Genomic DNA, 20,628 nt, shown 5'->3' on the forward strand with positions numbered 1-20,628 from the left:
CACCTCATGCGCTTCATGCAGCAGCGCCTCGCTCCCAACGCCCCAGACACCGGCTGACTTACCCCTTCCAACAGTCCGTACCTTCACCACCCGCCACCATGGAATTTGAAATGAGAACTGCTGGGAAAACCAATGACTTGACGAATCAGGTCGCGAGGAGTGTAAAGTTTGTCGACACAGGGGGGCGGCGTTGTCGCGGCGCTCAAACCATCAGGCCCGTGTCCGCGGCCCAGTGGACGTGCGGAACCTCGGGTTGAGACGCGGTCATCTCGGGTCCAAGCGAACGTCGAGCAGTGCTCCAGACCGCATAGACAGAGAGACTCAGGAAACCCAGGGAGACTCAGGGGTCAGATCTAAGAGACTCAGGAGACTCAGGGCTCAGAGACTCAGCAAGAGACTCAGGGTCAAAGAGACTCAGGGGTCACAAAGAGACTCAGGGGTCAGATCTAACATTCACCGTCTCCGGTAGGTCCGAAGCCGAGCTGCGCTGGTGGCGGAAGTCTGGTTGATGGCCCCGACTCGTGCTTCCGGCCCATCCTGCCGCGGCCGTACCCCGATCACCGCGCCGCGCGCCAGTAATTGAAGAGGCCCGCGGCGAATCACCCACGCTGGGTGATCGCGCTGCGGCGCTTCATGAAGCGGGCCAGACCTGATCTTCGTCGCTCTCGGCCTGGCGGGCATGAAGCACGTAATCCATGTCGCTGTTGAAGATGTGGCCAACCGTCAGGCCGAGGACGAAGTTCTGGAAGGCCCACCCGGTTTCGGCAAGCATCCGCGCGGATGTTGATCTGTCGAGACGGCCGCGGATGGTCTGCAAGTCGTCGAGCATCAGCTTGTGCTCCGCCTTGTGCTCAGCCAGTTTCGGATAGCGGATCTCGGCCAGCTTCCGTTCCTCGAAGCGGAAATGCGCTTCAAGGATCTTGTCGAGCTTCTCGGCCAGCGCCTGCAGTCGCTTGAGATCGCCGCGATCGTGCCAGACACTGCCGATTTCCAGGGCGAGATTGAAGATTGCCTCGTGCTGGGCGTCGATCTGGGGTTGATGAACCTTGAGGTGGTCGCCCCAGGCGATCAGTTGCTTGAGCGAGAAGCGCGACAGGTCATGACGAGCCGATGTGGGAAAGAAGGAGCGACGCATGTTCTTTTCCTCCGCGCGTTCGCATTCAGCACACTTGCCAGCAGTCCCCCGCGACTGCTTCCGTTATAGGTGCTCCGCTGACTTTGTCAACGGCAACTGATTGTGCGCGACAGCGCGCGCCGGCCTGGCAGTTGATGCCTGGCGACAGCCAGCCGTGGCATTTGCCGGCGGCAGAGCCTCTCCGCAACCGGGCGCGCAATGCACAACAGTTGCTGCTTCTGGTGTATCGTCGCGCGATGTTCGCCACGGCGCTGCCGCCGCGACGGCAGCCGGTAGCCACCGCCGGCGCGCGTGGCGCTGACGCAGTTCGCGACCCTTTGCCCACGCTGACGAGGAGAAGGCATGAGAATCCTGCACACGATGTTGCGCGTTGGCGATCTCGATCGATCGCTGGCTTTCTACACCGAGGTCATCGGCATGCAGCTGTTGCGTCGCCAGGACTATCCCGGCGGCCGCTTCACGCTGGCCTTCGTCGGCTTTGGCGCGGAATCGGAAGGGGCAGTTCTTGAACTGACCCACAACTGGGATACGCCGTCGTACGAACTCGGCGGCGCTTTCGGCCACGTGGCGATCGAGGTCGCCGACGCCTACGCCGCCTGCGAGCAGATCAAGGCGTGCGGCGGCAAGGTGGTTCGCGAAGCGGGCCCGATGAAGCACGGCTCGACGGTGATCGCCTTCGTCGAGGATCCGGATGGTTACAAGATCGAACTGATCCAGAAGAAGGGCTGACAAGGTGACTTTCCCCAGCTTTTTCGCCGCGGTGCCGACGATCGTGATGCGCGATCGGCTGGGCGGATTTCTCGGCGCCGCCGACGGTGGCCTGATCGAGTATGAATACGCCGAGGCCGTCAAACTGGCCGGGCACTCGTGCCCGACGGTCGCCGGCAGCTATCTGCTCGGCTGCCGCGAGTTGCGCTTGAGGTGCCTGGCGAGATCCGCTTCACTTGGCAGGACAGCGGGCAGAGCGTCAGCGCCGCGCTGCAACTCGGCCACGTCCCGCCCGACCCGCGCCTCGGAACGCTGCTGCAAGGGCCGGCGATCCGGACCAGCACGCCCTGTTCGCCACGCTCTGGCCGGATCGGGTGCGGCGAATCCTTGTCGAACACTTCGCCGATCCGCGCCCGGTCAGGCTGGCGTAAGAACAAGGCCGCAGAATCTTGCCGCAACCGACCACCTTGCGCCTGGGCGGCGGCGACGGCTGGTGATCCCGCGCCTCTGCATTCGGGCAGGAGATCGCCAAGCACCCTCGTCGCCTGGCTGGCTGAGCGAACGTACAATGGGCGTTCTTTCCGTGCCAACTCGATTCACCCTTTCGTCCCGCCGGACCCGCTGCCGATGAATCGCGTCACCCCGAACCGCCGCCGTCCAGGCCTTGCAGGCTGCCTGCTGCTGGCCAGCATCGTCTGGTCGAGCGGCGCGGCGTGGGCCGGTCTGGCGATCGCCCTCAATTCGGCCGACGGGACGATCAGCCTGATCGACACGCAAAGCTACGCGGTAATCGGCAAGGCGATTGTGTGCAAGGAGCCGCACCACCTGATTCCGACTCCCGACGAAAAATCGCTCGTCGTCGCCTGCGCCGCCTCCAACCAGCTGGTCTTCTTCGATCCGGTCAGCGGTCGCGAGCAGAAGCGCATCCGCAACATTTCAGACCCCTATCAGCTGGGCTACTCGCCGGACGCGAAGTGGTTCGTCACCACGTCTCTGCGCCTTGACCGGGTCGACCTCTACGATCCCGCGGATTTCACGCTCAAGGCGCGCCTGCACGCGCCGCGGGCGCCATCGCACATCGCCTTCGACCGCGCCAGCCAGTTCGTTTTTGTCACCCTGCAGGACTCCAACGAAGTCATGGCGATCGATCTCGGCACCCGCAAGACCGCCTGGGTGATGCCGGTCGCCGCCACCCCGGCGGGAATCGCGATGACGCCAGACAACCGCTTTCTGCTGGTCGCGAGCATGGGCGAGGGGGTCGTCGAGGTGATCGACTGGCGCAACCAAAAGACCGTGCGCAAGGTGATCGCCGACACCGCCACGCACAATCTCCAGGCGCGCGGCGACGGACGCCATTTCTTCGTTGCCAACCGTTCGATCGACGGCAGTATCTCGCTGCTCGATACGCAGACCATGACCATCATCGAAAAATACGATGTGCCCGGTGGGCCGGACGACATGGTGGTCCGTGCCGACGGCAAGGAACTCTGGGCAACGGCCCGCTTTGCGCGCAAGGTCCAGGTGATCGACCTGGTCACGCGGAAGCTCAAGCTGTCGATCCCGGTCGGCAGTTCGCCGCATGGCATCTACTTCATCGACCACGCCGGCTGGCGATGACGCCTTTGCTCCGCGACCCGCTGCGGCGCTTCCTGCTGCGCACTTGCTTGCTGACCGCCCACATGACCCTGCTGGCCAGCGCCACGGCGAACGCCTCCGACCAGTGCCACGGGACGCTGTACCTGACTTTCGACACCGGCAACATGCGCCACGCCGAACTGATCGCCGATACCCTCGCCAGACAGCAGGTGCACGCTACCTTCTTTCTCGCCCAGGAAAAGACCAGCCGGGGCGACCATGCGCTCGACCCCGGCTGGGCGCCGTACTGGCAGGCGCGCGTCGCCGAAGGCCACGCCTTTGGCAGCCACACCTGGCGACACGGCAGCTTCCGCGAAGACAGCGGCCGACAGGTCCGTTACCGGCTGCCCGACGGCAGCGTCGAAACCCTGGACGCGCCCGCAGTCTGCGAGGAGTTGCAGCGCCCCGATCGACGCTTCGTCGAACTCACCGGCCGCCGGCTCGATCCGCTGTGGCGCGCTCCCGGCGGCCGCACGACGCCGAACACGCTGGCCGCCGCGCGAAGCTGCGGCTATCGCCACGTCGGCTGGGCGCCGGCGGGATTTCTCGGTGACGAGCTGCCTTCGGAAACGCACCCCAATGCCCTGCTGCTGCGCAACGCGCTCGACCACCTCAAGGATGGCGACATCGTGATGGCCCACCTCGGCATCTGGTCGCGCAAGGATCCCTTCGCACCGATGCTCGACGCCTTGATCGGCGGCCTCAAGGCGAAGGGTTTCTGCTTTGCCACGCTGCCAGCCAGACCATGATCAACTCCTTTACCGAAGCACTGGTCAGCCTGCAGGGGTGGCTGCTCGACCGGCTGGTGCAGCCTCCGCTGCTGGCGATGGGACTGGGCAGCTATCTGGAAGTGGCCTTCGATGGCGTCGAGTTCGTCCTCTGGGGGGTTCTGCAGATGACGCTCGCCTACCTGCTGCTGCGCCCCATCGAGGCCCTGCGGCCGATCGAGGTGTGGCCGGACCGGCAGCCGGTGCGGGTCGACGTGCTGTACACGATGCTCGACCGGCTGGGCATCATTCCGCTGCTGGTCTTCGTTCTTCTGGCGCCGCTGGTGGTCGAGGTCGATAGCTGGCTGCGCTTCCACGACATCATCCCGGGGCAGCTCGAAGACCTGCTGCCGGCACTGGAAAAGCAGCCTCTGCTCAGTTTCGTGATCTATCTGCTGATTCTGGACTTCGCCGAATACTGGCGACATCGCCTGTCGCACACTCTGCGCTGGTGGTGGGCGCTGCACGCCATCCACCACAGCCAGCGCCAGATGACCTTGTGGACCGACAGCCGCAACCATCTGCTCGACGACCTCAGCAGCGGCGTCTGGTTCGCCGCCATCTCGCTGCTGATCGGCGTCCCGCCGGGGCACTTCATCGGCCTGCTGATGGCCATCCGGACGATCGAGAGCCTGTCGCACGTCAACGCCTGGCTGTCGTTCGGGCGCCTCGGCGAACTGCTGCTGGTCAGCCCGCGCTATCATCGCTGGCATCATGCGCTGGTCCTGCCCGACGACCGGCGCTATCGTTACGGCTGCAACTTCGCGGTGCTCTTTCCGGTCTGGGACCAGATCTTCGGCACGCAGTACCGCGGGCAAGCGATGCCGGCGACCGGCATCGGCGACGACGGGCCGCTACCGGAATCGGCGGCACGTAGCGGCTTCTGGCGGCAGCAAGGCGAGGGCCTTCGCGCGTTGGCGGCCGCACTTCTTCCCGGCACGGCGGCACGGCCAGCGACCAGCGCCCACACCAACGACCACCGGCCGGACGAGCAGCATGGTCGATGAAGCGCGCAGGTTCGCCCTGGCGGCGCACGGCAGCCAGCGCTATGGCGACCGGCCGTACTCCTTTCACCTCGAAGCGGTCGTCCGCTTGCTGTCCCCGTACGGCCCCGAAGCCCAGATCGTCGGCTACCTCCACGATGTGGTCGAGGACACCGAGGTCACCGTCGGCGAACTCCGCAACCATTTCGGACCGCTGGTCGCCGAGTGCGTCAGCCTGCTCACCGACTCACCCGGCAAGAGCCGCGCCGAGCGAAAGGCAAAGACCTACGCCAGACTGGCTGGCGTCGCCGCCGGCCCGGCCGAACTGGCGCTGCTGGTCAAGGCCGCCGACCGCCTGGCCAACGTCAGGACCTGCGTGCTCGATGACCGGCGTGGCCTGCTGGCGGTCTATCGCGGCGAGCATCGGAGCTTCAGGCGGGCGGCTTACCGCGAGGGACTCTGTGAGCCCTTCTGGGTGGAACTGGATGCACTGCTGGCAACTGCCCCGGCAAGCGATGACCGCCGCTGAGGTGGTCTTGAGCGGCGTCAGGCAGGAATCGCGCTTCATTCGCCGGAGTTTGAAAAGTGTTTGAGATCCAGAACTACGGCAGCTTCGTCGCCGCCGTCATCGTTTTCCAGCTGATTCCCGGCCCGGGGACGCTGGCCATTCTCAACGCCACCGCGCGCAACGGCGTCGCCGCGGGTCTGGGCGCCGTCGTCGGCACGCTGCTCGGCGACCTCATTTACATGGTCGCCGCGATCGCCGGCCTGGCGGCAGTAATGAATTCGCACCCGGCCATCTTTGCCGGCTTGCAGTGGTTTGGCGCGGCGTATCTTGGCTGGATCGGCTTGCAGTTGCTGTGCCAGCCCGTCGCCAGGGCCACGCCCGGGAAGGAAGCGAGGAGAAGCGGCTGGGTGTACTGCCGGCAGGCGCTCGCGGTCAGCCTCACCAACCCCAAGGTGATGCTGTTCTTCGTCGCCTTCTTTCCGCTGTTCATGCGCCCCGACGCCAGCTCGCTGACCCTCGGCGCGATGATGCTGCACGTTACCCTGCTCAGCCTTTGCTACCAGCTCGCGTTGGTGCTGGTTGGCAATGCGCTGGCGCGCAAGCTGTCGGTGCTGCCTTCCGCGCGCAAGCTGGCGACCCGGCTGGCAGGGATCGCCCTGGTCGGTTTCGGCGTCAAGCTGGCGCTGAACAATCGCTGATACCGAAGCCGGCGTGCCCGCCGGGTTCGTCCCGGCGTGCTTCCTCGCGCCAGTGGGTGCGACCCCGGGCGCCGCCACGAGCCCCTGCTCACGTACGCCAGGCAGCCACGGCGCCGTTCCCTGAGGTACAATAGCGCGCTTTTGCAACCCGATGATTTTAACGAGGTTTCTGAGTGCTAGTCGCCAACAACATCACCATGCAGTTCGGGGTCAAACCCCTTTTTGAGAACGTCTCGGTCAAGTTTGGCGAGGGCTATCGCTACGGACTGATCGGTGCCAATGGCTCCGGCAAGTCGACCTTCATGAAGATTCTCGACGGCGAACTCGAACCCACCGCCGGCAACGTCTCGAAGGACACCCACGAACGGATGGCCTATCTTCGCCAGGATCAATTCGCCTTCGAACAGCAGCGGGTAATCGACGTGGTGATGATGGGCCACCAGGAGATGTGGGCGTGCATGGTCGAGAAGGACGCCATCTACGCCAACCCGGAAGCGACCGAGGCCGACTACCTGCACGCAGCCGAACTGGAAGGCCGCTTTGCCGAGTACGACGGCTACACCGCCGAGGCCCGCGCCGGCGAACTGCTGCTCGGCGTCGGAATTCCGGCGGAACAGCACTTTGGCCCGATGAGCGACGTCGCGCCCGGCTGGAAGCTGAGGGTGTTGCTGATTCAGGCGCTGTTCGCCGACCCCGAGATCCTGCTGCTCGACGAACCGACCAACAACCTCGACATCGGCACCATCCGCTGGCTGGAAAACGTGATCAACGAGCGCAACAGCACGATGGTGATCATTTCGCACGACCGGCACTTCCTCAACCAGGTGTGCACCCACATGGCCGACCTGGATTACGGCAAGATCACTGTCTATCCGGGCAATTACGACGACTTCATGGAAGCCTCGGCGCAGGCGCGCGAGCGGCAGCAGAACGCCAATGCCAAGGCCAAGGAGCGGATCGCCGACCTGCAGAACTTCGTGCGCCGATTTTCGGCCAACGCTTCCAAGGCCAAACAGGCCACCTCGCGCGTCAAGTTGATCGAAAAGCTCAAGCCGGAGGACGTCAAGCCTTCGTCACGCCAGTATCCGTGGATCCGTTTCGAGTACGACGAGCGTGAGAAGCTGCACCGCCAGGCGGTCGAGATCGAGAATCTGGGCTTCGCCTACCCGGGAAGCGACCACAAGCTCTTCAACAAGCTGGACCTGACGCTCAATGGCGGCGATCGTCTGGCGATCATCGGTGAAAACGGCGTCGGCAAGAGCACCCTGCTGAAGCTGCTGATGGGCGAATTGCAGCCGCAACGCGGCAGCATCAAGTGGGCCGAGAAGGCACGCCTCGGCTACTACGCGCAGGACCACGCCGGCGAGTTCAACAGCGACGTCTGCCTGACCGACTGGATCGCCGGCTATGCGCGGGCCACCGCCGCCGACGGTGACGACCTCGAAACGCTGATCCGGGGAACGCTCGGACGCCTCCTGTTCTCGGGCAACGAAGTGCGCAAGGCCGTGAAAGTGATCTCGGGCGGCGAGCAGGGACGGATGATCTTCGGCAAGCTGATGCTGCTCAAACCGAACGTGCTGGTGATGGACGAACCGACCAACCACCTCGACATGGAGTCGATCGAGTCGCTCAACACCGCGCTGGAAAAGTTCAAGGGAACGCTGGTCTTCGTCTCGCACGACCGCGAGTTTGTCTCGTCGCTGGCGACGCGCATCCTCGAAATCCGCCTCGACGGCAAGCTGGTCAACTACCTCGGCACCTACGAAGAGTACCTCGCCAGCCAGGGCATCGCCTGACGCGGCGGACTGGCCGCACGAGGCCCGGATCCGGCACGCCGGACAGCGCCAGGAAGCGGCTCAGTTGTCCGGGCTGACCGCTGGCCTGGCAGCTCCCGTGGCCGCTTTCTTCGCCTCGCGCTCGGCATCCTGCCGGGCGCGCTTAGCCATCTTGGCCTGCCTCTTGGCCTGCTCGGCGGCCGTCTTCCTGCGGCCCTCCTCGGCTTGCCGGGCCTTGTCGGCCAATTTGGCTTCGCGCTCGGCAAGCTTCGCGGCCTGCTCGGCGCGAAAGCGTTCGGCGCTTTCCTTCTCCTCGGCCTGGCGGACAGGCTGATCGGCGGCGCGTTGCGCTTCTTTCGCCTCAAGCTCCCTGCGCCGCTCTTCCCGCTCGAATTCGATCGCCGGCTGGTCGAGCTTGCGAGCCTCGATGACCGACTCCGTGTAGCGCCTCTTGGCGTCTGCCAGGCAGGAGTTGACCAGGAACTTGCCATAGCAGCTATTCTGTTCGGCCTCGTAGCGCTCCTCGGCGGCGGCACGCGTGGCTCGCGCCCGTTCGCGCTGCGCTACGGACTGCTCGAGCGTTCGTGGCACTTCCGGCGCCGTTGGCGGAGCTTCGTCGGCCCATACCGCGCAAGCGATCGACAGCGAGAACACCAGCAGACTAGCAAGACGCATTCCTTCCTCCTTCGGCAACAACAGCGCGACCGGCTTGATCGCTTCGCGGCAGTCGCCGGCACGCCGGCCACCCGGGTATGCCTCCACGATGAGCGACGCCGGCCGGCAGCGTGATCGGCACCCCGACCAGACCGCCATTGTCCGCTATCCGCCTGTCTCCAGCTACCTCGATCCGCCACCGCCGGCCCGGGCCTGCAGCCCTGACCGGGTGGATTTGGTAGAATCCGGGCTTTTCGCCCAAACTCAACGACCGGGAGCCTGCCGTGCAAATCGTCTGCCTTGACCTCGAAGGCGTTCTCGTCCCAGAAATCTGGATCGAATTCGCCGCCCGCACCGGCATTCCGGAGCTTCGTCGCACCACCCGCGACGAGCCCAACTACGAGAAACTGATGAGCTACCGCCTGGCCATCCTGGCCGAGAACAAGCTCGGCCTGCCGGACATCCAGAAGGTCATCGCCGAGATGGGGCCGATCGACGGCGCGCGGGAATTCGTCGATGGGCTGCGCGAGAGGTATCAGCTGATCATCCTGTCCGATACCTTCTATGAGTTCGCTCACCCCCTGATGCGCCAGCTCGGCTGGCCGACGCTGTTCTGCCACAGCCTCGAAGCCGACGCCAGCGGGATGCTGGTGCATTACCGGCTGCGGATGCCCGACCAGAAGCGCGAGGCGGTACAAAGGCTCAAGGAACTCAGGTTTTCGGTCGTCGCGGCGGGTGATTCGTACAACGACACGGCGATGCTCGGCGAAGCCCATGCCGGTATCCTCTTTTGCCCGCCCGAGAAAGTGATCAGCGAGTTCCCGCAATATCCGGTCACCCGCTCCTACCCGGCTCTGCGCGCCGAAATCGACAAGGCCTTCGCCGCCGTCGCGGCGGCCTGAGGCCTGCGGACGCATGCATCCAAGACGCTTCTATACGCTATCGGGATCGTGTCCCGACCAGGTGGGGATCATCGCGCGCGTCTCGGGCCTGATCGCACAGTACAACGGCTGGATCCTCGAGTCGAGCTATCACGCCGATGAAGGCAACGCCGAAAATGGTGGCCGCTACTTCATGCGCATGGAGGTCAAGGCCGATTCACTGCCCTTCCACCTGGCCGAGTTCCGCGCCCGCTTCGCGCCGCTTGCCGCCGAGTTGTCGATGGACTGGAAGATCAGCGACTCGGCGGTAAAACGACGCGTGGTGGTGATGGTCAGCAAGCAGGAGCACTGCCTCTACGACCTGCTGGCGCGCTGGCAGTCGAAGGAACTCGACATCGAGATTCCCTGCGTGATCTCCAATCACGACCACTTCAAGGCCTTCGTCGAGTGGCATGGAATCCCCTTCCACCACGTCCCGGTGGACCCGCTCAACAAGGACGCCGCGTACGCCGAAATCAGCCGGATTTACGACGAAGTCAAGGGCGACACGATGGTCCTCGCCCGCTACATGCAGATCCTTCCGCCCCTGCTGTGTGAACGCTACCCCGGACAGATGATCAACATCCACCACTCGTTTCTGCCCAGTTTCGTCGGCGCCCGGCCCTACCATCAGGCCTACCAGCGCGGCGTCAAGCTGATCGGCGCCACCTGCCACTATGTCACGCGGGAACTCGACCAGGGGCCGATCATCGAGCAGGACGTGATTCGCATCGACCATTCCGACTCGGTCGAGGACATGGTGCGCTACGGCAAGGATATCGAGAAAGCCGTCCTGGCGCGTGGGCTGCGTTATCACCTGGAGGACCGCGTCCTGCTGCACGCCAACAAGACCGTTATCTTCCGCTGACCGCCATCGTCGCCAAACCTGACCACCCCCGAGGTCCCGTGCTGTCTGCCGGAAAATCGCCTGGAGTTCCACCCGCATGATCACCCTCAAAAGCGTCACCCTGCGCCGCGGCGCCAGGGTGTTGCTCGATAACGCTTCGGTCACCGTAAATACGGGCGAGCACGTTGGCCTCATTGGTCGCAACGGTGCCGGCAAATCGACTTTGTTCGGGCTGCTCGACGGCAGCCTGCACGAAGACGCTGGCGAATTCTTCCGGCCGGCGCAGTGGCGCCTGGCACAGGTCTCGCAGGAGATGCCAGCCACCGCCGACAGCGCGACCGACTTCGTGATCGCCGGCGATACGGCGCTGCTGGCTGCCCAGGAGGAAGTGCAGCTGGCGGAAGCCGATGGCGACGGCGATCGCCTGGCCAACGCCTACATGCACTTGCACGACGCCGGTGCCCACGACGCGCAGGCGCGCGCGCAGGCGCTGATCCTCGGCCTGGGCTTCAAGACCAGCGAACTGAACAACCCGGTCGACAGCTTCTCCGGTGGCTGGCGGATGCGGCTGCAACTGGCGCGCGCGCTGATGTGTCCATCGGACCTGTTGCTGCTCGACGAACCGACCAACCACCTCGATCTGGATGCGCTGGTGTGGCTGGAGACCTGGCTGACGCGCTACGAAGGCACGATGCTGGTGATCAGCCACGACCGCGAGTTTCTCGACGCGATCAGCACCGTGACCCTGCACATCGAGAACGAGCAATTGACGCGTTACGGCGGCAACTACAGCTTCTTTGAAGAGGCTCGCGCGCAACAGCTCGAGCTTCAGCAGAACGCCTACGTCAAGCAGCAGGACAAGATCGCCCATCTGCAGAGCTTCATCGCCCGCTTCAAGGCCAAGGCCACCAAGGCCAGGCAGGCACAGAGCCGGGTCAAGGCGCTCGAACGCATCGAACGACTGGCTCCCGTCCTGGCCAGCGCCGACTTCACCTTCGAGTTCGAGGAACCAGCCAACCTGCCGAACCCGATGCTGACCATGAACGATGCCTGTTTCGGCTACCCGCCGCCGGCGGATGCCCCTCCCGGCAGCTCACCGACGGTGATCGTCCGCCAGGTCAAGCGGTCGGTGATGGCCGGCCAGCGGATCGGCATCCTCGGCGCCAACGGCCAGGGCAAGTCGACGCTGGTCAAGACCATCGCCCGCGTCCTGGCGTGCACCGACGGCTTCATCAGCGAAGGAAAGGGCTTGCACATCGGTTACTTCGCGCAGCAGGAACTTGACGTCCTGCGCCCGCAAGACACGCCACTCGAGCACATGCTGCGCCTGGCGAAGGAAAGCGTGCAGGCCGGTCAGAGCCGCCGCGAGCAGGATCTGCGCAGCTTCCTCGGCACCTTCAAGTTCAGCGGCGACATGGTCAAACAGACAGTCGGCACGATGAGTGGTGGCGAAAAGGCACGTCTGGTGCTGTGCATGATCGTCTGGCAGCGTCCCAACCTGCTGTTGCTCGACGAGCCGACCAACCATCTGGACCTTGCGACGCGTGAAGCGCTGTCGGTGGCGCTCAACGAATTCGAAGGAACGGTGATGCTGGTCAGCCACGACCGATCGCTGCTACGCTCCGTCTGCGACGAGTTCTGGCTGGTCACCCGCGGCGGCGTGGAAGACTTCAGCGGCGATCTGGATGACTACCAACGCTACCTGCTGGACGAGGCAAGACGCAACCGTGAACAGCTCAAAGCCTCGGCAAAGGGCGCCGCAGCGTCACGGCAACCGTCGGCCGAAGCTGCAGCGAGGAAGGCGCCCGGCAACCTGAAAGTCCTTACCCGCGACCAGGGGAGGGTCGAACAGGCACTGCTCGATCTCCAGAAAGAACAGCACTCGCTCGCAGCACGCTTGTCTACCGAGCTGTCCGCGCCGGCTCTGGCCAACCTCGGACAAAGAATGAACGAGATCACCGAGCAGCTGGCCATCCTGGAAGACCGATGGCTGACCCTCTCGGATCAGATCGACAGCGCTACAAACCCGACCGAGTCGTGAGACCGTCGGATACCGGCAGAGGACAAATGGAACAAACCGTGAAATTTGAGTTGGTCGAGTGGTCGCCGAAGATCCTCGTCGGATTGCCGAATATCGACGCCCAGCATCGGCAATTGTTCGACCTCGCGGCGACCTTCGCCGGCGATGGCGACCAGATCCGTGTGCTGAAATCGCTGGCGATGCTGACTGAGTACGTCAAGGTGCACTTGCGCGAAGAAGAGGCGATGATGGCCGCTTGCCACTACCCGGGCCTGGAAGACCATCGCCAGCTGCACTCCGAATTCCGCCGGATGCTGTTCAACCTGTTGGAGAACGCCAAACAGATGACCCTCGACCAGATCGCCGACGAGGTCAAGTTCCTGATCAATGGCTGGTTCTACAACCACATCCTGGTGGCCGATTTCGACTACGTGCCGAGCATCAAGGCGGCTTCGGCTTCAGTGCCGGCGACACCAGAGCCGCGATCAGACGGATGACCCCGGACGATCGGCAGCCGCTCGCCATCGCTTACCTCTCCGGCAGCCTGGCGGCGATTGCAGTGGCCGCATTTCGCGACCTTCGCGTACTTCCAGGTGATGCTCCGGCGACCGATCCAGACGCGTCCCCCGATCGCCAGGACCGATCGCCGCGGCACCTCAGGGCAAGACGTCGACTCGCCTCGCTCGCTTCCCGCCGCAGTGCGCGAATCGAGATCCGATGAGGTTGTTCCAGTTTCTTTCCCTGCGGCAGATGCTGACCATGCCGTACGTCGTCCTGGTTCTGCTGCTGGCAGCGGCGATCGGCGGCCTGTCGTATTCAGCCGGGCGCGTCGCCGTCGACACCCTGTCGAACCAGTTGCTGTCGGAGATGGTGTACCGCATCGCGCAAGCCGCCGAGCGCCATGTGTTCGGCGCCGCTGCGGTTCTCGAAACGGCGTTTCCCGGCGGCGTTGCCGCGCCGCCAAAAATCGAAGACGACCTGACCAACTTGCGCACGCGTTTCTGGCTGGCGACCTCGGTCCATCGCGACCCCAACAACTACGCCTATTACGGTGACCGCAACGGGCACTTTTTCGGGCTCTGGCGGCATTCCGCCAGCGACGCCGAGTTGCGCCTGCGGCGCAGCGGCGAAGGCCCGCGGACGATTTACCGGTTTTCCGGAATAGACGGCGAACTGCACGACCCGGTACGCGAAACGCGAATTTTCGAACCGCGCGAGCGTCCGTGGTTCAAGTCCGGCATGAGCGCCGCCTCGTCGAACACCTGGACCGCGGTGTACATCGACTTCAAGACCGAAGAACTGGTCGCCACGCGCGCCAGACGGGTCAACAACGCGCAGGGCGAATTCCAGGGTGTGGTCGCTACCGACCTGTCGCTGCGGAGGGTCAACGACTTTCTGCGCGCACTGCGACTCAGCGCCAACGGAATTGCCTATGTGGTCGAGACCGATGGCAACCTGATCGGCACCTCGCGCGGCCCGCACCTGGACAAGGACGCTGGCGGTGGCAATGTGCGGCTCAACGCGGAAGCCAGCGACGATCAACTGGTGGTCGCCAGTTACCGCGCGATCAGCAAACTGCTGGCGCAATCCGACGAGGTAATGCAGCCACGCACGGCGGTATTCCGGATGGCCGACGCGCAGCCGGTCGAAGCCGCCTACGCGCGCATCCAGGACACGGCGGGTCTGGACTGGATCATCGTCGTGGCGGTACCGCGCAGCGACTTCCTGTCCCGGGTCAACGAAAACTTCAAGCGGACGGTGCTGCTCGCCTTGCTGGCTTCGCTGATGACCATGGCGATCGGCTTCATGGTCCTCTCGGTGCTTGCCCGCGACCTCAAGCAACTGGCGACCGCCGCACGCAAGGTCGGCAACGGCGATCTCAATGCGGCCTTCGATGTCACCCGCAGCGATGAAATCGGCGATCTCGCCAAGAGCTTCCGGACCATGCAGGACAAACTGCTCAGTGACCGCCTGACCGGCCTGGCCAACCGCGAAGCCTTCCTTCGGCGGGTCGACGAACGCCTGGCGCAGCAAGGCGAATCCGCCGACCCGCGACCGTTCGCGATCCTCTTCATCGACCTCAACGACTTCAAGAGCATCAACGACAGTTTCGGCCACGATGTCGGCGACAAGGTCCTGCAGGAGATCGCGCAGCGCATGCTCACCGGCCTGCGCAGCAGGGATCTGGTGGCGCGCTACGCCGGCGACGAGTTCGTCGTCATGCTCGATGCCGTCAACAACCGCCCCGACGCCGAGCGCGCGCGCAGCAACATCGAGCAGCTTCTCGGCGCGCCATTGCAATCGATCGATCCGGCAGCTCGGGTAGCCAGAGCCGGCGCCTCGGTGGGCCTGGCGATGTATCCGGACGACGGACAGGACGTCGAGTCGCTGGTCCAGCGTTCGGATGCGGACATGTACCGGCGAAAACAGGCCAGGCAGGCGGCGGGCGGGGGCGACGCGGCGAGCCCGCCTTCCTGAAAAGACGCGCCCCGGGAGCGCAGGCAGCGCCTGAGGTGGGTTCGCTCGCCTACCCGGGCACGAACCAGCGTCGCTGGCCGTCGCCGACTTCGCACAGCGGGTAGCCGTAGAGCCTGCTCAGCGACTCGCTGCTGATGACCTCCTGGCAGGGGCCATGCTGCGTCGTCCCGTCACCGAAAAGCAGCAGCGCGCGCGTGCAGAAGCGGGCCGCCAGGCCCGGCTCGTGCAGGACCATCACGCTCGCAATCCGCTCCTGGCGGGCGAGTGCCGCGAGGAGTTCGAGGGTGGCGATCTGGTGATTCAGATCCAGGTGGGCGACTGGTTCGTCCAGCAGATAGAGCCGCGGCGCCTGCGTCAGCAGGGTGGCGATCGCCAGCCTCTGACGCTCGCCGCCGGATAGCGTCTGGAGATCGCGCAGCGCCAGTTCGGCGAGGCCGACAGCCGCCAGCGCCTGGCGGGCGATTTCGGCGTCCTTCTCCGACTCCCAGTCCCAGCGGCCGAGATGCGGGTGCCGTCCAACCAGAGCCGTTTCCAGGACGGTCGACGAGAACGCCTCGCTGCGGCTTTGCGGCAACCAGCCGCGAATACGCGCGCTCTTGCGCGCACCAAGCGCGGCGTAGGACTCCCCATCGACCAGCACCTCGCCGGCTTTCGGCTGGCGCAAGCCCGCCAGCACCGACAGCAAGGTCGACTTGCCGGCACCGTTGCGGCCAAGGATGGCCAGCGATTCGCCGGCCTGCACGCTCAAGGCGAGGTCGCGGCAGAAGCTCCGGCCGGCGATCCCGACGGTCAGCGCATGCGTGCTCAGGAGCGGCGCGTCGTGCTTCATCTCAGCGCCGGCCAGGCGCGGCACGGCTCAGCAGGAAGAGAAACACCGGCACCCCGATCAAGGCGGTGAGCACCCCGACCGGAAGCTGCTGCGGCGCGAGCACCGTCCTCGCCAGGGTGTCGGCGATCACCAGCAGGCTGCCACCGCCAAGCACCGAGGCCGGTAACAGCAGACGCTGATCGTTGCCGGTGGCCAGACGAACCAGGTGGGGCACGATCAGGCCTATGAAGCCGATCGCGCCGGCATGGGTAACCGCCGCCGCCGTCGCCAGCGAGGCCACCACGTAGACGCCACCGCGAACGGGCCGGACCGCGACCCCCAGCGCCTGCGCGAGGTCGGCGCCACGCGCCAGCAGATTGAGCTCACGGGCAAAGGGCAGCGCGACCAGCAGCAACAGCGCCAGCAGGATCAGCACCAGCTGGGGGGTGGCGGTCTGCGACAGATCGCCCATCAGCCAGAACAGCATTCCCCGCAGCCGGTCCTCCGGGGCGATCGCCAGCAGCAAGGTGACGACCGCACCGCAACCGGCTGCGACGATCACTCCGGTGAGCAGCAGACGCGACTGCGTCCAGCCGCCGTCGCCGTGCGCCAGTCCGAACACCAGCAACATCGCGCCAAGCGCACCGGCAAAAGCGAGGCCGTTGATGCCGACCACGCCAAGTCCGAGGACGATCGCCAGCAGGGCCCCGATGCCGGCGCCGCCCGAGATGCCTAGCACGTACGGGTCCGCGAGAGGGTTGCGCAACAACACCTGCAGCAAGGCTCCGGCCAGTGCCAACAGGCCACCACAGGCGAAACCCGTCAGCGCACGCGGCAGGCGCAGGCTGCGCACGACATCGCCGGCCGTGCCGCCCGCGCCGCCTAAGAGGGTCGACAACACCTCGACCGGGCCGATGGCCACGCTGCCCACCGCCAGCGCCGCGGCGATGCTCAGCAGCGACAACCCGGCGAGGGCGGCAAGAATCAGCAAGGCACGGCGACGGGTCGGCATCAAGCGCCCTACTTTGGCGAGTAGCGAACCCCGACAAAGACGTTTGCCCCCGCCGTGGCGTAGTTGTCGACCGTCTCGTAGAACTTGTCGAAGATGTTGTTGGCACGGACAAAGAGCGCCCAATCGCGCTGCAACCGGTAGTCGGCGTAGAGGTTGACCAGACCGTAGCCGCCGAGCAGATTGCGGTTGGCCGGATCATCGTAGCGGTTGCCGACCAGTTGCCACTCGGCACGCAGATCCCAGGCACCCATCGTCTTGCTGACGTAGCTGCTCATCTGCTGGTCGGAGCGGCGAGCCAACCGGTTCCCCTTGTTCGGGCCATCGGCTTCGTTTTGTGGGTCCAGAAAGTCGACCACCACGCCCATCCCCCAGTCCGAGAAGCGCCCGTCATAGCTCAGCGTCGCGCCACGCAGTAGGGCCTTGCTGACATTGACCGGCGCGTAGGTCGGCGGCCGGAATTCGATCAGGTCAGTGACATCGTTGTGATAGAACACCGCCGAAAAGCGATGATTGCCGCGTTCCCAATTGGCGCCCACTTCGGCGTTCTTCGCCTGTTCGGGCTTCAGATCGGGATTACCACCGGCGAAAAAGCCGCTCGCCGGGAAATACAGTTCGTTGAAGGTCGGCGCACGAAAGGCCGTCCCATACGAGACATGCGCTCGCCATTCCGGAGTGAATTGATAGCCGTAGGAAGCGGAACCGGTGGTTTCCCCGCCAAACTGAGAGTTGTCATCGCGTCGCAGATTGAACTGCAAGCGGTGCTGCGCGACAGTCGCGTTCCAGCCGGCAAGAAGCGAGCGAATCGTCCGTTCGGTAACCGTGTAGTCGGTGCTGCCGGACACTTTCTGCTTGGTGTACTCGGCGGCCAGCAGGGCTTCGCCGACCGGAAGGACAATATCGTTCTGCCACGAGGCGATGTCCATGTCGGTCCGGAAAGTTGCCGTTCTGACATTTCCGGCGTAATCCTTCGCCGCGTCGGTGCTGCGCCCGAGACGCAGGGTGCTGGTCCACGCCTGGTTCAGGCGGTTGCGCGAGTAGATCGAATACGAGCCGATGGTCTGGTCGCTGTTGTAATTCTTCGCCGCACCACGCGCACTGAAGTCATTCGAGTCGTACTGGTTGGTACCGTCGCTGGCCAGGAGGTTGACACCGATTTCCTGACCCGTCGCCGGGCGCACGGAAAAATTGGCGCTCAGGTTGCTGTTGCGATAACCATCGTTGTCGGGGTCGTAGAAGATATTGTTCTTGTTATGAACGGCGTTGAAGCTGCCGGTGTCAAGATAGCCCGCCTGGACGCTGTAGGAGACCAGTTCGGTACCTCCCGAGACACCGACGGTAGTGTCCGTGGTGCCGTAGGTTCCATAACCGGTACTGGCGTTCACCCGCGCGGGACCGGCACCCTGGCGCGTGAAGATCTGGATCACGCCACCGATCGCATCGGCGCCGTACAGCGACGAAGCCGGGCCGCGCAGAATCTCGATGCGCTCGATCTGGTCCATGGGAATGCGCGCCAGCGCGGCACTGCCGTTAGTCGCCGAGCCGATCCGCAGGCCGTCGATCAGGACAATCGACTGGTTACTGCTGGCGCCGCGGATGAATACGCCACTGTTGGTGCCGGGGCCACCGTTGGCGGTGTACTGGATACCCGGCTGACGCGCCAGCAGTTGTTCGAGCGTCGATTGGCCGGCCTGGTCGATTTCTTCGCGGGTGATCACCGAGACATCGCTGGTCAATTCATTACTGCGCGTCGCCTGTCGAGTCGCCGTGACGACAATCGGATCGAACTGCTGATCGGCGGCGTGGGCAGCAGTCGAAAACAGCCCCCCAAGAAGTGCGACAAAGGTAGAGGTACGAGCCGCGCGCGGCCTGCTCTGATGCATGATGGTTTTCTCCCCGGTGCCGCCAAGCGTCCCCGCAAGGCGGCGAGCAACGAATATGGAACTGCACCAGGGAGCACACAACGAGGCAGGCGCGAGCGCCGAGCGTTTCGTGTCCGCTTCCCCGCGGCACTTCCGTCCAATGTGTGCGAAGGCCGGTATCCGGGCTCGCAAGTCTTGGTATGTCGCCTTCCCAGGCCTTCGCCCAGTGGCATCTCGACACACCCGCACTCGCTCACCGTTGCGGGGGCAGCGCAGGCATGGTGTCCTCCCGAACACGCACCTGCTTCCCGTTTAACCGCGGCAGAGGGTCTGCATCGCGGCACCTTCGCGACTTCTTCCGCCGATCTGAAATCAGCGGAAGCGCGAATTATAGCGTGCCCGCCGTCCGGCGAACGGGCCTTGCAGAAGATCGCAGCAGTAGCGGCAGGCAGGGAGTGGAGAAGCCGCCAGTACGCCTTGACCGGAGGCCATTCTTGAATCTATAGTCTGGCCCATGCTTAATGAACTCAACGCACTCGAAAGCAGGATCGCCCAGGTCGTCGCACTGTGCCACGAATTGCGCGCCGACAATGATCTGCTCCGGGAGCAACTTGCGGTTGTCGAAGCCGACAAGCAAGGCCTTACCGTGCGCATGGGAGCCGCCTGCGCACGGCTTGAGCAGCTCGCCGAGCAACTCCCTGAAGCCAAGGCCTGAAGACTCTCATCCGATGCCCAACGAAGCCCACTTTCTCGACATCACGCTGCTCGGCAAGGAATACCGCGTCGCCTGCCCGCCGGAGCAGCGTGCCGCGCTGCTCAACGCTGCAGCCTACGTTGATGGCAAGATGCGCGACATCGCCGAGAAGACCAAGAGCAATCTCGCCGAACGAATCGCGGTCATGGCCGCCTTGAACATCGCTCACGAGCACCTCTGCGGGAATCAGGACGTACTGCAGATAGATCAAAAAATTGAATCCGAAATAGGGCTCGACATCGACGACGTTAGGCGTAGAATCTGCCACATGGAGACGGAACTTGAGGCGGTCTTGAAACCGCAGTAGCTGGTTCCGAAAGCTCCGAGAGAGTTCCCTGCGGTGTTTGTTAAGGTCATAGATTCCTTGAACCAATGCTAATTGGCATTGGTCGCCGACCATAGAAACCGCTGTTGTGTGTGCCCCTTATGTCGGGCGTACCTGATGCGGAAGGGAAGTGACCTATCTGAACCCAGGTTCAGGATGCCGGCCTGACGGCATTCGCGGGGACAAAATTGAAAAGCGCGGAACCTTCGGTCCCGCGCTTTTTTTTTGCGCCCTTCTTCGCGCCTTGTTTACCCCGCTGTCCCACCACCACGCCATCCCCGTGCGGCACGCTTCGCCTGTCCGCGCCGCGTTCCCCCTTGAAGTCCCCAAGCAAAGCCCCCACCGACGATCGGAATTCTTTTTCAAGCTTGACCTGCATCAAGCAAAAGACCCCAGCAGCGGCTTAGAGTGTTTCCCCAATGCAAGTTTGACCGAGCAGCAACCGCTTGGCCCGACGTCCGCTCGGCTTGCAAACCGGAGTAGCTCGAGCTCATGAACATTTCCAGCCTGCTGGTCAATGCCCGACCCGAAGCCCTGCCGCAGGTGCAGGGCGATTTGTTGGCACTAGGCGGCGTTGAAATCCATGCAGCAACCGACAATGGCCAACTGATCGTAACCATCGAAGCCGACTCGGATCGCGCCGCGGCAGATCTGTTCACGAAGATCAGTCAGCAGCCCGGTGTACTCGCCACGTCATTGGTATACCACCAGTTTGAACCCGATCCTGATGAGGAAGCATGAG

Annotated in this window: 21 protein-coding genes and 1 riboswitch; of the genes, 15 read left to right on the forward strand and 6 right to left on the reverse strand. The window is 64.2% G+C overall.

The genetic code is table 11. From position 1 onward, the window contains the following. Positions 1-631: 631 nt before the first annotated feature. On the reverse strand, positions 632-1,135 hold the full coding sequence (locus tag Q1L50_RS08530) for a hemerythrin family protein (RefSeq protein ID WP_300337547.1): 504 nt from the start codon (positions 1,133-1,135) through the stop codon (positions 632-634). A gap of 342 nt (positions 1,136-1,477) precedes the next feature. Here Q1L50_RS08530 and gloA point away from each other — a divergent pair, with 342 nt between their 5' ends. From gloA to Q1L50_RS08565, 7 genes are all read left to right on the forward strand, one after another. After that, positions 1,478-1,864 carry a lactoylglutathione lyase gene (gloA, locus tag Q1L50_RS08535; RefSeq protein WP_300337548.1) on the forward strand — a complete coding sequence of 129 codons (387 nt, stop codon included), beginning with the start codon at positions 1,478-1,480 and terminating at the stop codon, positions 1,862-1,864. Positions 1,865-2,470: 606 nt separating this feature from the next. Next, a complete protein-coding gene (locus Q1L50_RS08540) occupies positions 2,471-3,460 on the forward strand; it encodes a cytochrome D1 domain-containing protein (RefSeq protein ID WP_300337550.1) in 990 nt (329 codons plus the stop codon). A 62-nt stretch (positions 3,461-3,522) separates the two neighbouring features. Further along, the gene (locus Q1L50_RS08545) at positions 3,523-4,227 is read left to right on the forward strand and encodes a polysaccharide deacetylase family protein (protein WP_300337622.1); all 705 of its coding nucleotides are present in this window, start codon (positions 3,523-3,525) and stop codon (positions 4,225-4,227) included. Next, positions 4,224-5,252, forward strand: a complete 1,029-nt coding sequence (locus Q1L50_RS08550; protein WP_300337552.1) for a sterol desaturase family protein — start codon at positions 4,224-4,226, stop codon at positions 5,250-5,252. Before Q1L50_RS08545 ends, Q1L50_RS08550 begins: the two co-directional genes overlap by 4 nt. After that, positions 5,242-5,757 (forward strand): HD domain-containing protein, encoded by a 516-nt coding sequence (locus tag Q1L50_RS08555; RefSeq protein WP_300337554.1) that lies wholly within the window; start codon positions 5,242-5,244, stop codon positions 5,755-5,757. Before Q1L50_RS08550 ends, Q1L50_RS08555 begins: the two co-directional genes overlap by 11 nt. Before the next feature lie 56 nt (positions 5,758-5,813). Next, on the forward strand, positions 5,814-6,434 hold the full coding sequence (locus tag Q1L50_RS08560; RefSeq protein WP_300337555.1) for a LysE family transporter: 621 nt from the start codon (positions 5,814-5,816) through the stop codon (positions 6,432-6,434). 173 nt (positions 6,435-6,607) lie between these two features. Further along, positions 6,608-8,230, forward strand: coding sequence for an ABC-F family ATPase (locus Q1L50_RS08565; RefSeq protein ID WP_300337557.1), 1,623 nt, complete (start codon positions 6,608-6,610; stop codon positions 8,228-8,230). Positions 8,231-8,290: 60 nt separating this feature from the next. Here Q1L50_RS08565 and Q1L50_RS08570 read toward each other — a convergent pair whose 3' ends face one another. Continuing rightward, positions 8,291-8,884 (reverse strand): hypothetical protein, encoded by a 594-nt coding sequence (locus Q1L50_RS08570; protein ID WP_300337559.1) that lies wholly within the window; start codon positions 8,882-8,884, stop codon positions 8,291-8,293. 263 nt (positions 8,885-9,147) lie between these two features. Here Q1L50_RS08570 and thrH point away from each other — a divergent pair, with 263 nt between their 5' ends. The 5 genes from thrH (at position 9,148) to Q1L50_RS08595 (ending at position 15,128) form a co-directional block, all read left to right on the forward strand. Next, entirely contained in the window at positions 9,148-9,765 is a 618-nt protein-coding gene (gene thrH / locus Q1L50_RS08575) for a bifunctional phosphoserine phosphatase/homoserine phosphotransferase ThrH (protein WP_300337560.1), read from the forward strand. A 13-nt stretch (positions 9,766-9,778) separates the two neighbouring features. Next, the gene (gene purU, locus Q1L50_RS08580) at positions 9,779-10,651 is read left to right on the forward strand and encodes a formyltetrahydrofolate deformylase (RefSeq protein WP_300337562.1); all 873 of its coding nucleotides are present in this window, start codon (positions 9,779-9,781) and stop codon (positions 10,649-10,651) included. Positions 10,652-10,727: 76 nt separating this feature from the next. Then, positions 10,728-12,671 carry an ATP-binding cassette domain-containing protein gene (locus Q1L50_RS08585; protein WP_300337563.1) on the forward strand — a complete coding sequence of 648 codons (1,944 nt, stop codon included), beginning with the start codon at positions 10,728-10,730 and terminating at the stop codon, positions 12,669-12,671. 38 nt (positions 12,672-12,709) lie between these two features. Further along, positions 12,710-13,147 carry a hemerythrin family protein gene (locus tag Q1L50_RS08590; protein ID WP_300337565.1) on the forward strand — a complete coding sequence of 146 codons (438 nt, stop codon included), beginning with the start codon at positions 12,710-12,712 and terminating at the stop codon, positions 13,145-13,147. A 220-nt stretch (positions 13,148-13,367) separates the two neighbouring features. Further along, the gene (locus tag Q1L50_RS08595; protein ID WP_300337566.1) at positions 13,368-15,128 is read left to right on the forward strand and encodes a diguanylate cyclase; all 1,761 of its coding nucleotides are present in this window, start codon (positions 13,368-13,370) and stop codon (positions 15,126-15,128) included. 49 nt (positions 15,129-15,177) lie between these two features. On the opposite strand, the gene Q1L50_RS08600 is transcribed toward Q1L50_RS08595, so the two are convergent. From Q1L50_RS08600 to Q1L50_RS08610, 3 genes are read right to left on the reverse strand one after another with little or no spacing between them, the layout of a single operon-like run. Then, positions 15,178-15,957, reverse strand: a complete 780-nt coding sequence (locus Q1L50_RS08600) for an ABC transporter ATP-binding protein (RefSeq protein WP_300337568.1) — start codon at positions 15,955-15,957, stop codon at positions 15,178-15,180. A 1-nt stretch (position 15,958) separates the two neighbouring features. Beyond that, positions 15,959-16,948: an iron ABC transporter permease gene (locus Q1L50_RS08605; protein WP_300337570.1), complete on the reverse strand. Its 990-nt coding sequence runs from the start codon at positions 16,946-16,948 to the stop codon at positions 15,959-15,961. A gap of 8 nt (positions 16,949-16,956) precedes the next feature. Continuing rightward, complete coding sequence (locus tag Q1L50_RS08610; protein WP_300337572.1) at positions 16,957-18,828, reverse strand: TonB-dependent receptor; 1,872 nt, start codon at positions 18,826-18,828, stop codon at positions 16,957-16,959. Positions 18,829-18,960: 132 nt separating this feature from the next. After that, positions 18,961-19,170, reverse strand: a riboswitch (cobalamin riboswitch). A gap of 151 nt (positions 19,171-19,321) precedes the next feature. Here Q1L50_RS08610 and Q1L50_RS08615 point away from each other — a divergent pair. Together Q1L50_RS08615 and Q1L50_RS08620 are read left to right on the forward strand one after the other, a co-directional pair. After that, entirely contained in the window at positions 19,322-19,522 is a 201-nt protein-coding gene (locus tag Q1L50_RS08615; protein WP_300337574.1) for a hypothetical protein, read from the forward strand. 13 nt (positions 19,523-19,535) lie between these two features. After that, positions 19,536-19,868 carry a cell division protein ZapA gene (locus Q1L50_RS08620; RefSeq protein ID WP_300337576.1) on the forward strand — a complete coding sequence of 111 codons (333 nt, stop codon included), beginning with the start codon at positions 19,536-19,538 and terminating at the stop codon, positions 19,866-19,868. Positions 19,869-20,037: 169 nt separating this feature from the next. On the opposite strand, the gene Q1L50_RS08625 is transcribed toward Q1L50_RS08620, so the two are convergent. Then, positions 20,038-20,268 (reverse strand): hypothetical protein, encoded by a 231-nt coding sequence (locus tag Q1L50_RS08625; RefSeq protein ID WP_300337578.1) that lies wholly within the window; start codon positions 20,266-20,268, stop codon positions 20,038-20,040. Between the two features lie 110 nt (positions 20,269-20,378). On the opposite strand from Q1L50_RS08625, the gene Q1L50_RS08630 reads away from it, so the two are divergent. Further along, complete coding sequence (locus tag Q1L50_RS08630; RefSeq protein ID WP_300337580.1) at positions 20,379-20,627, forward strand: chaperone NapD; 249 nt, start codon at positions 20,379-20,381, stop codon at positions 20,625-20,627. Position 20,628: the final 1 nt, after the last annotated feature.

It is taken from the genome of Accumulibacter sp., assembly GCF_029255145.1.
GTDB lineage: Bacteria > Pseudomonadota > Gammaproteobacteria > Burkholderiales > Rhodocyclaceae > Accumulibacter.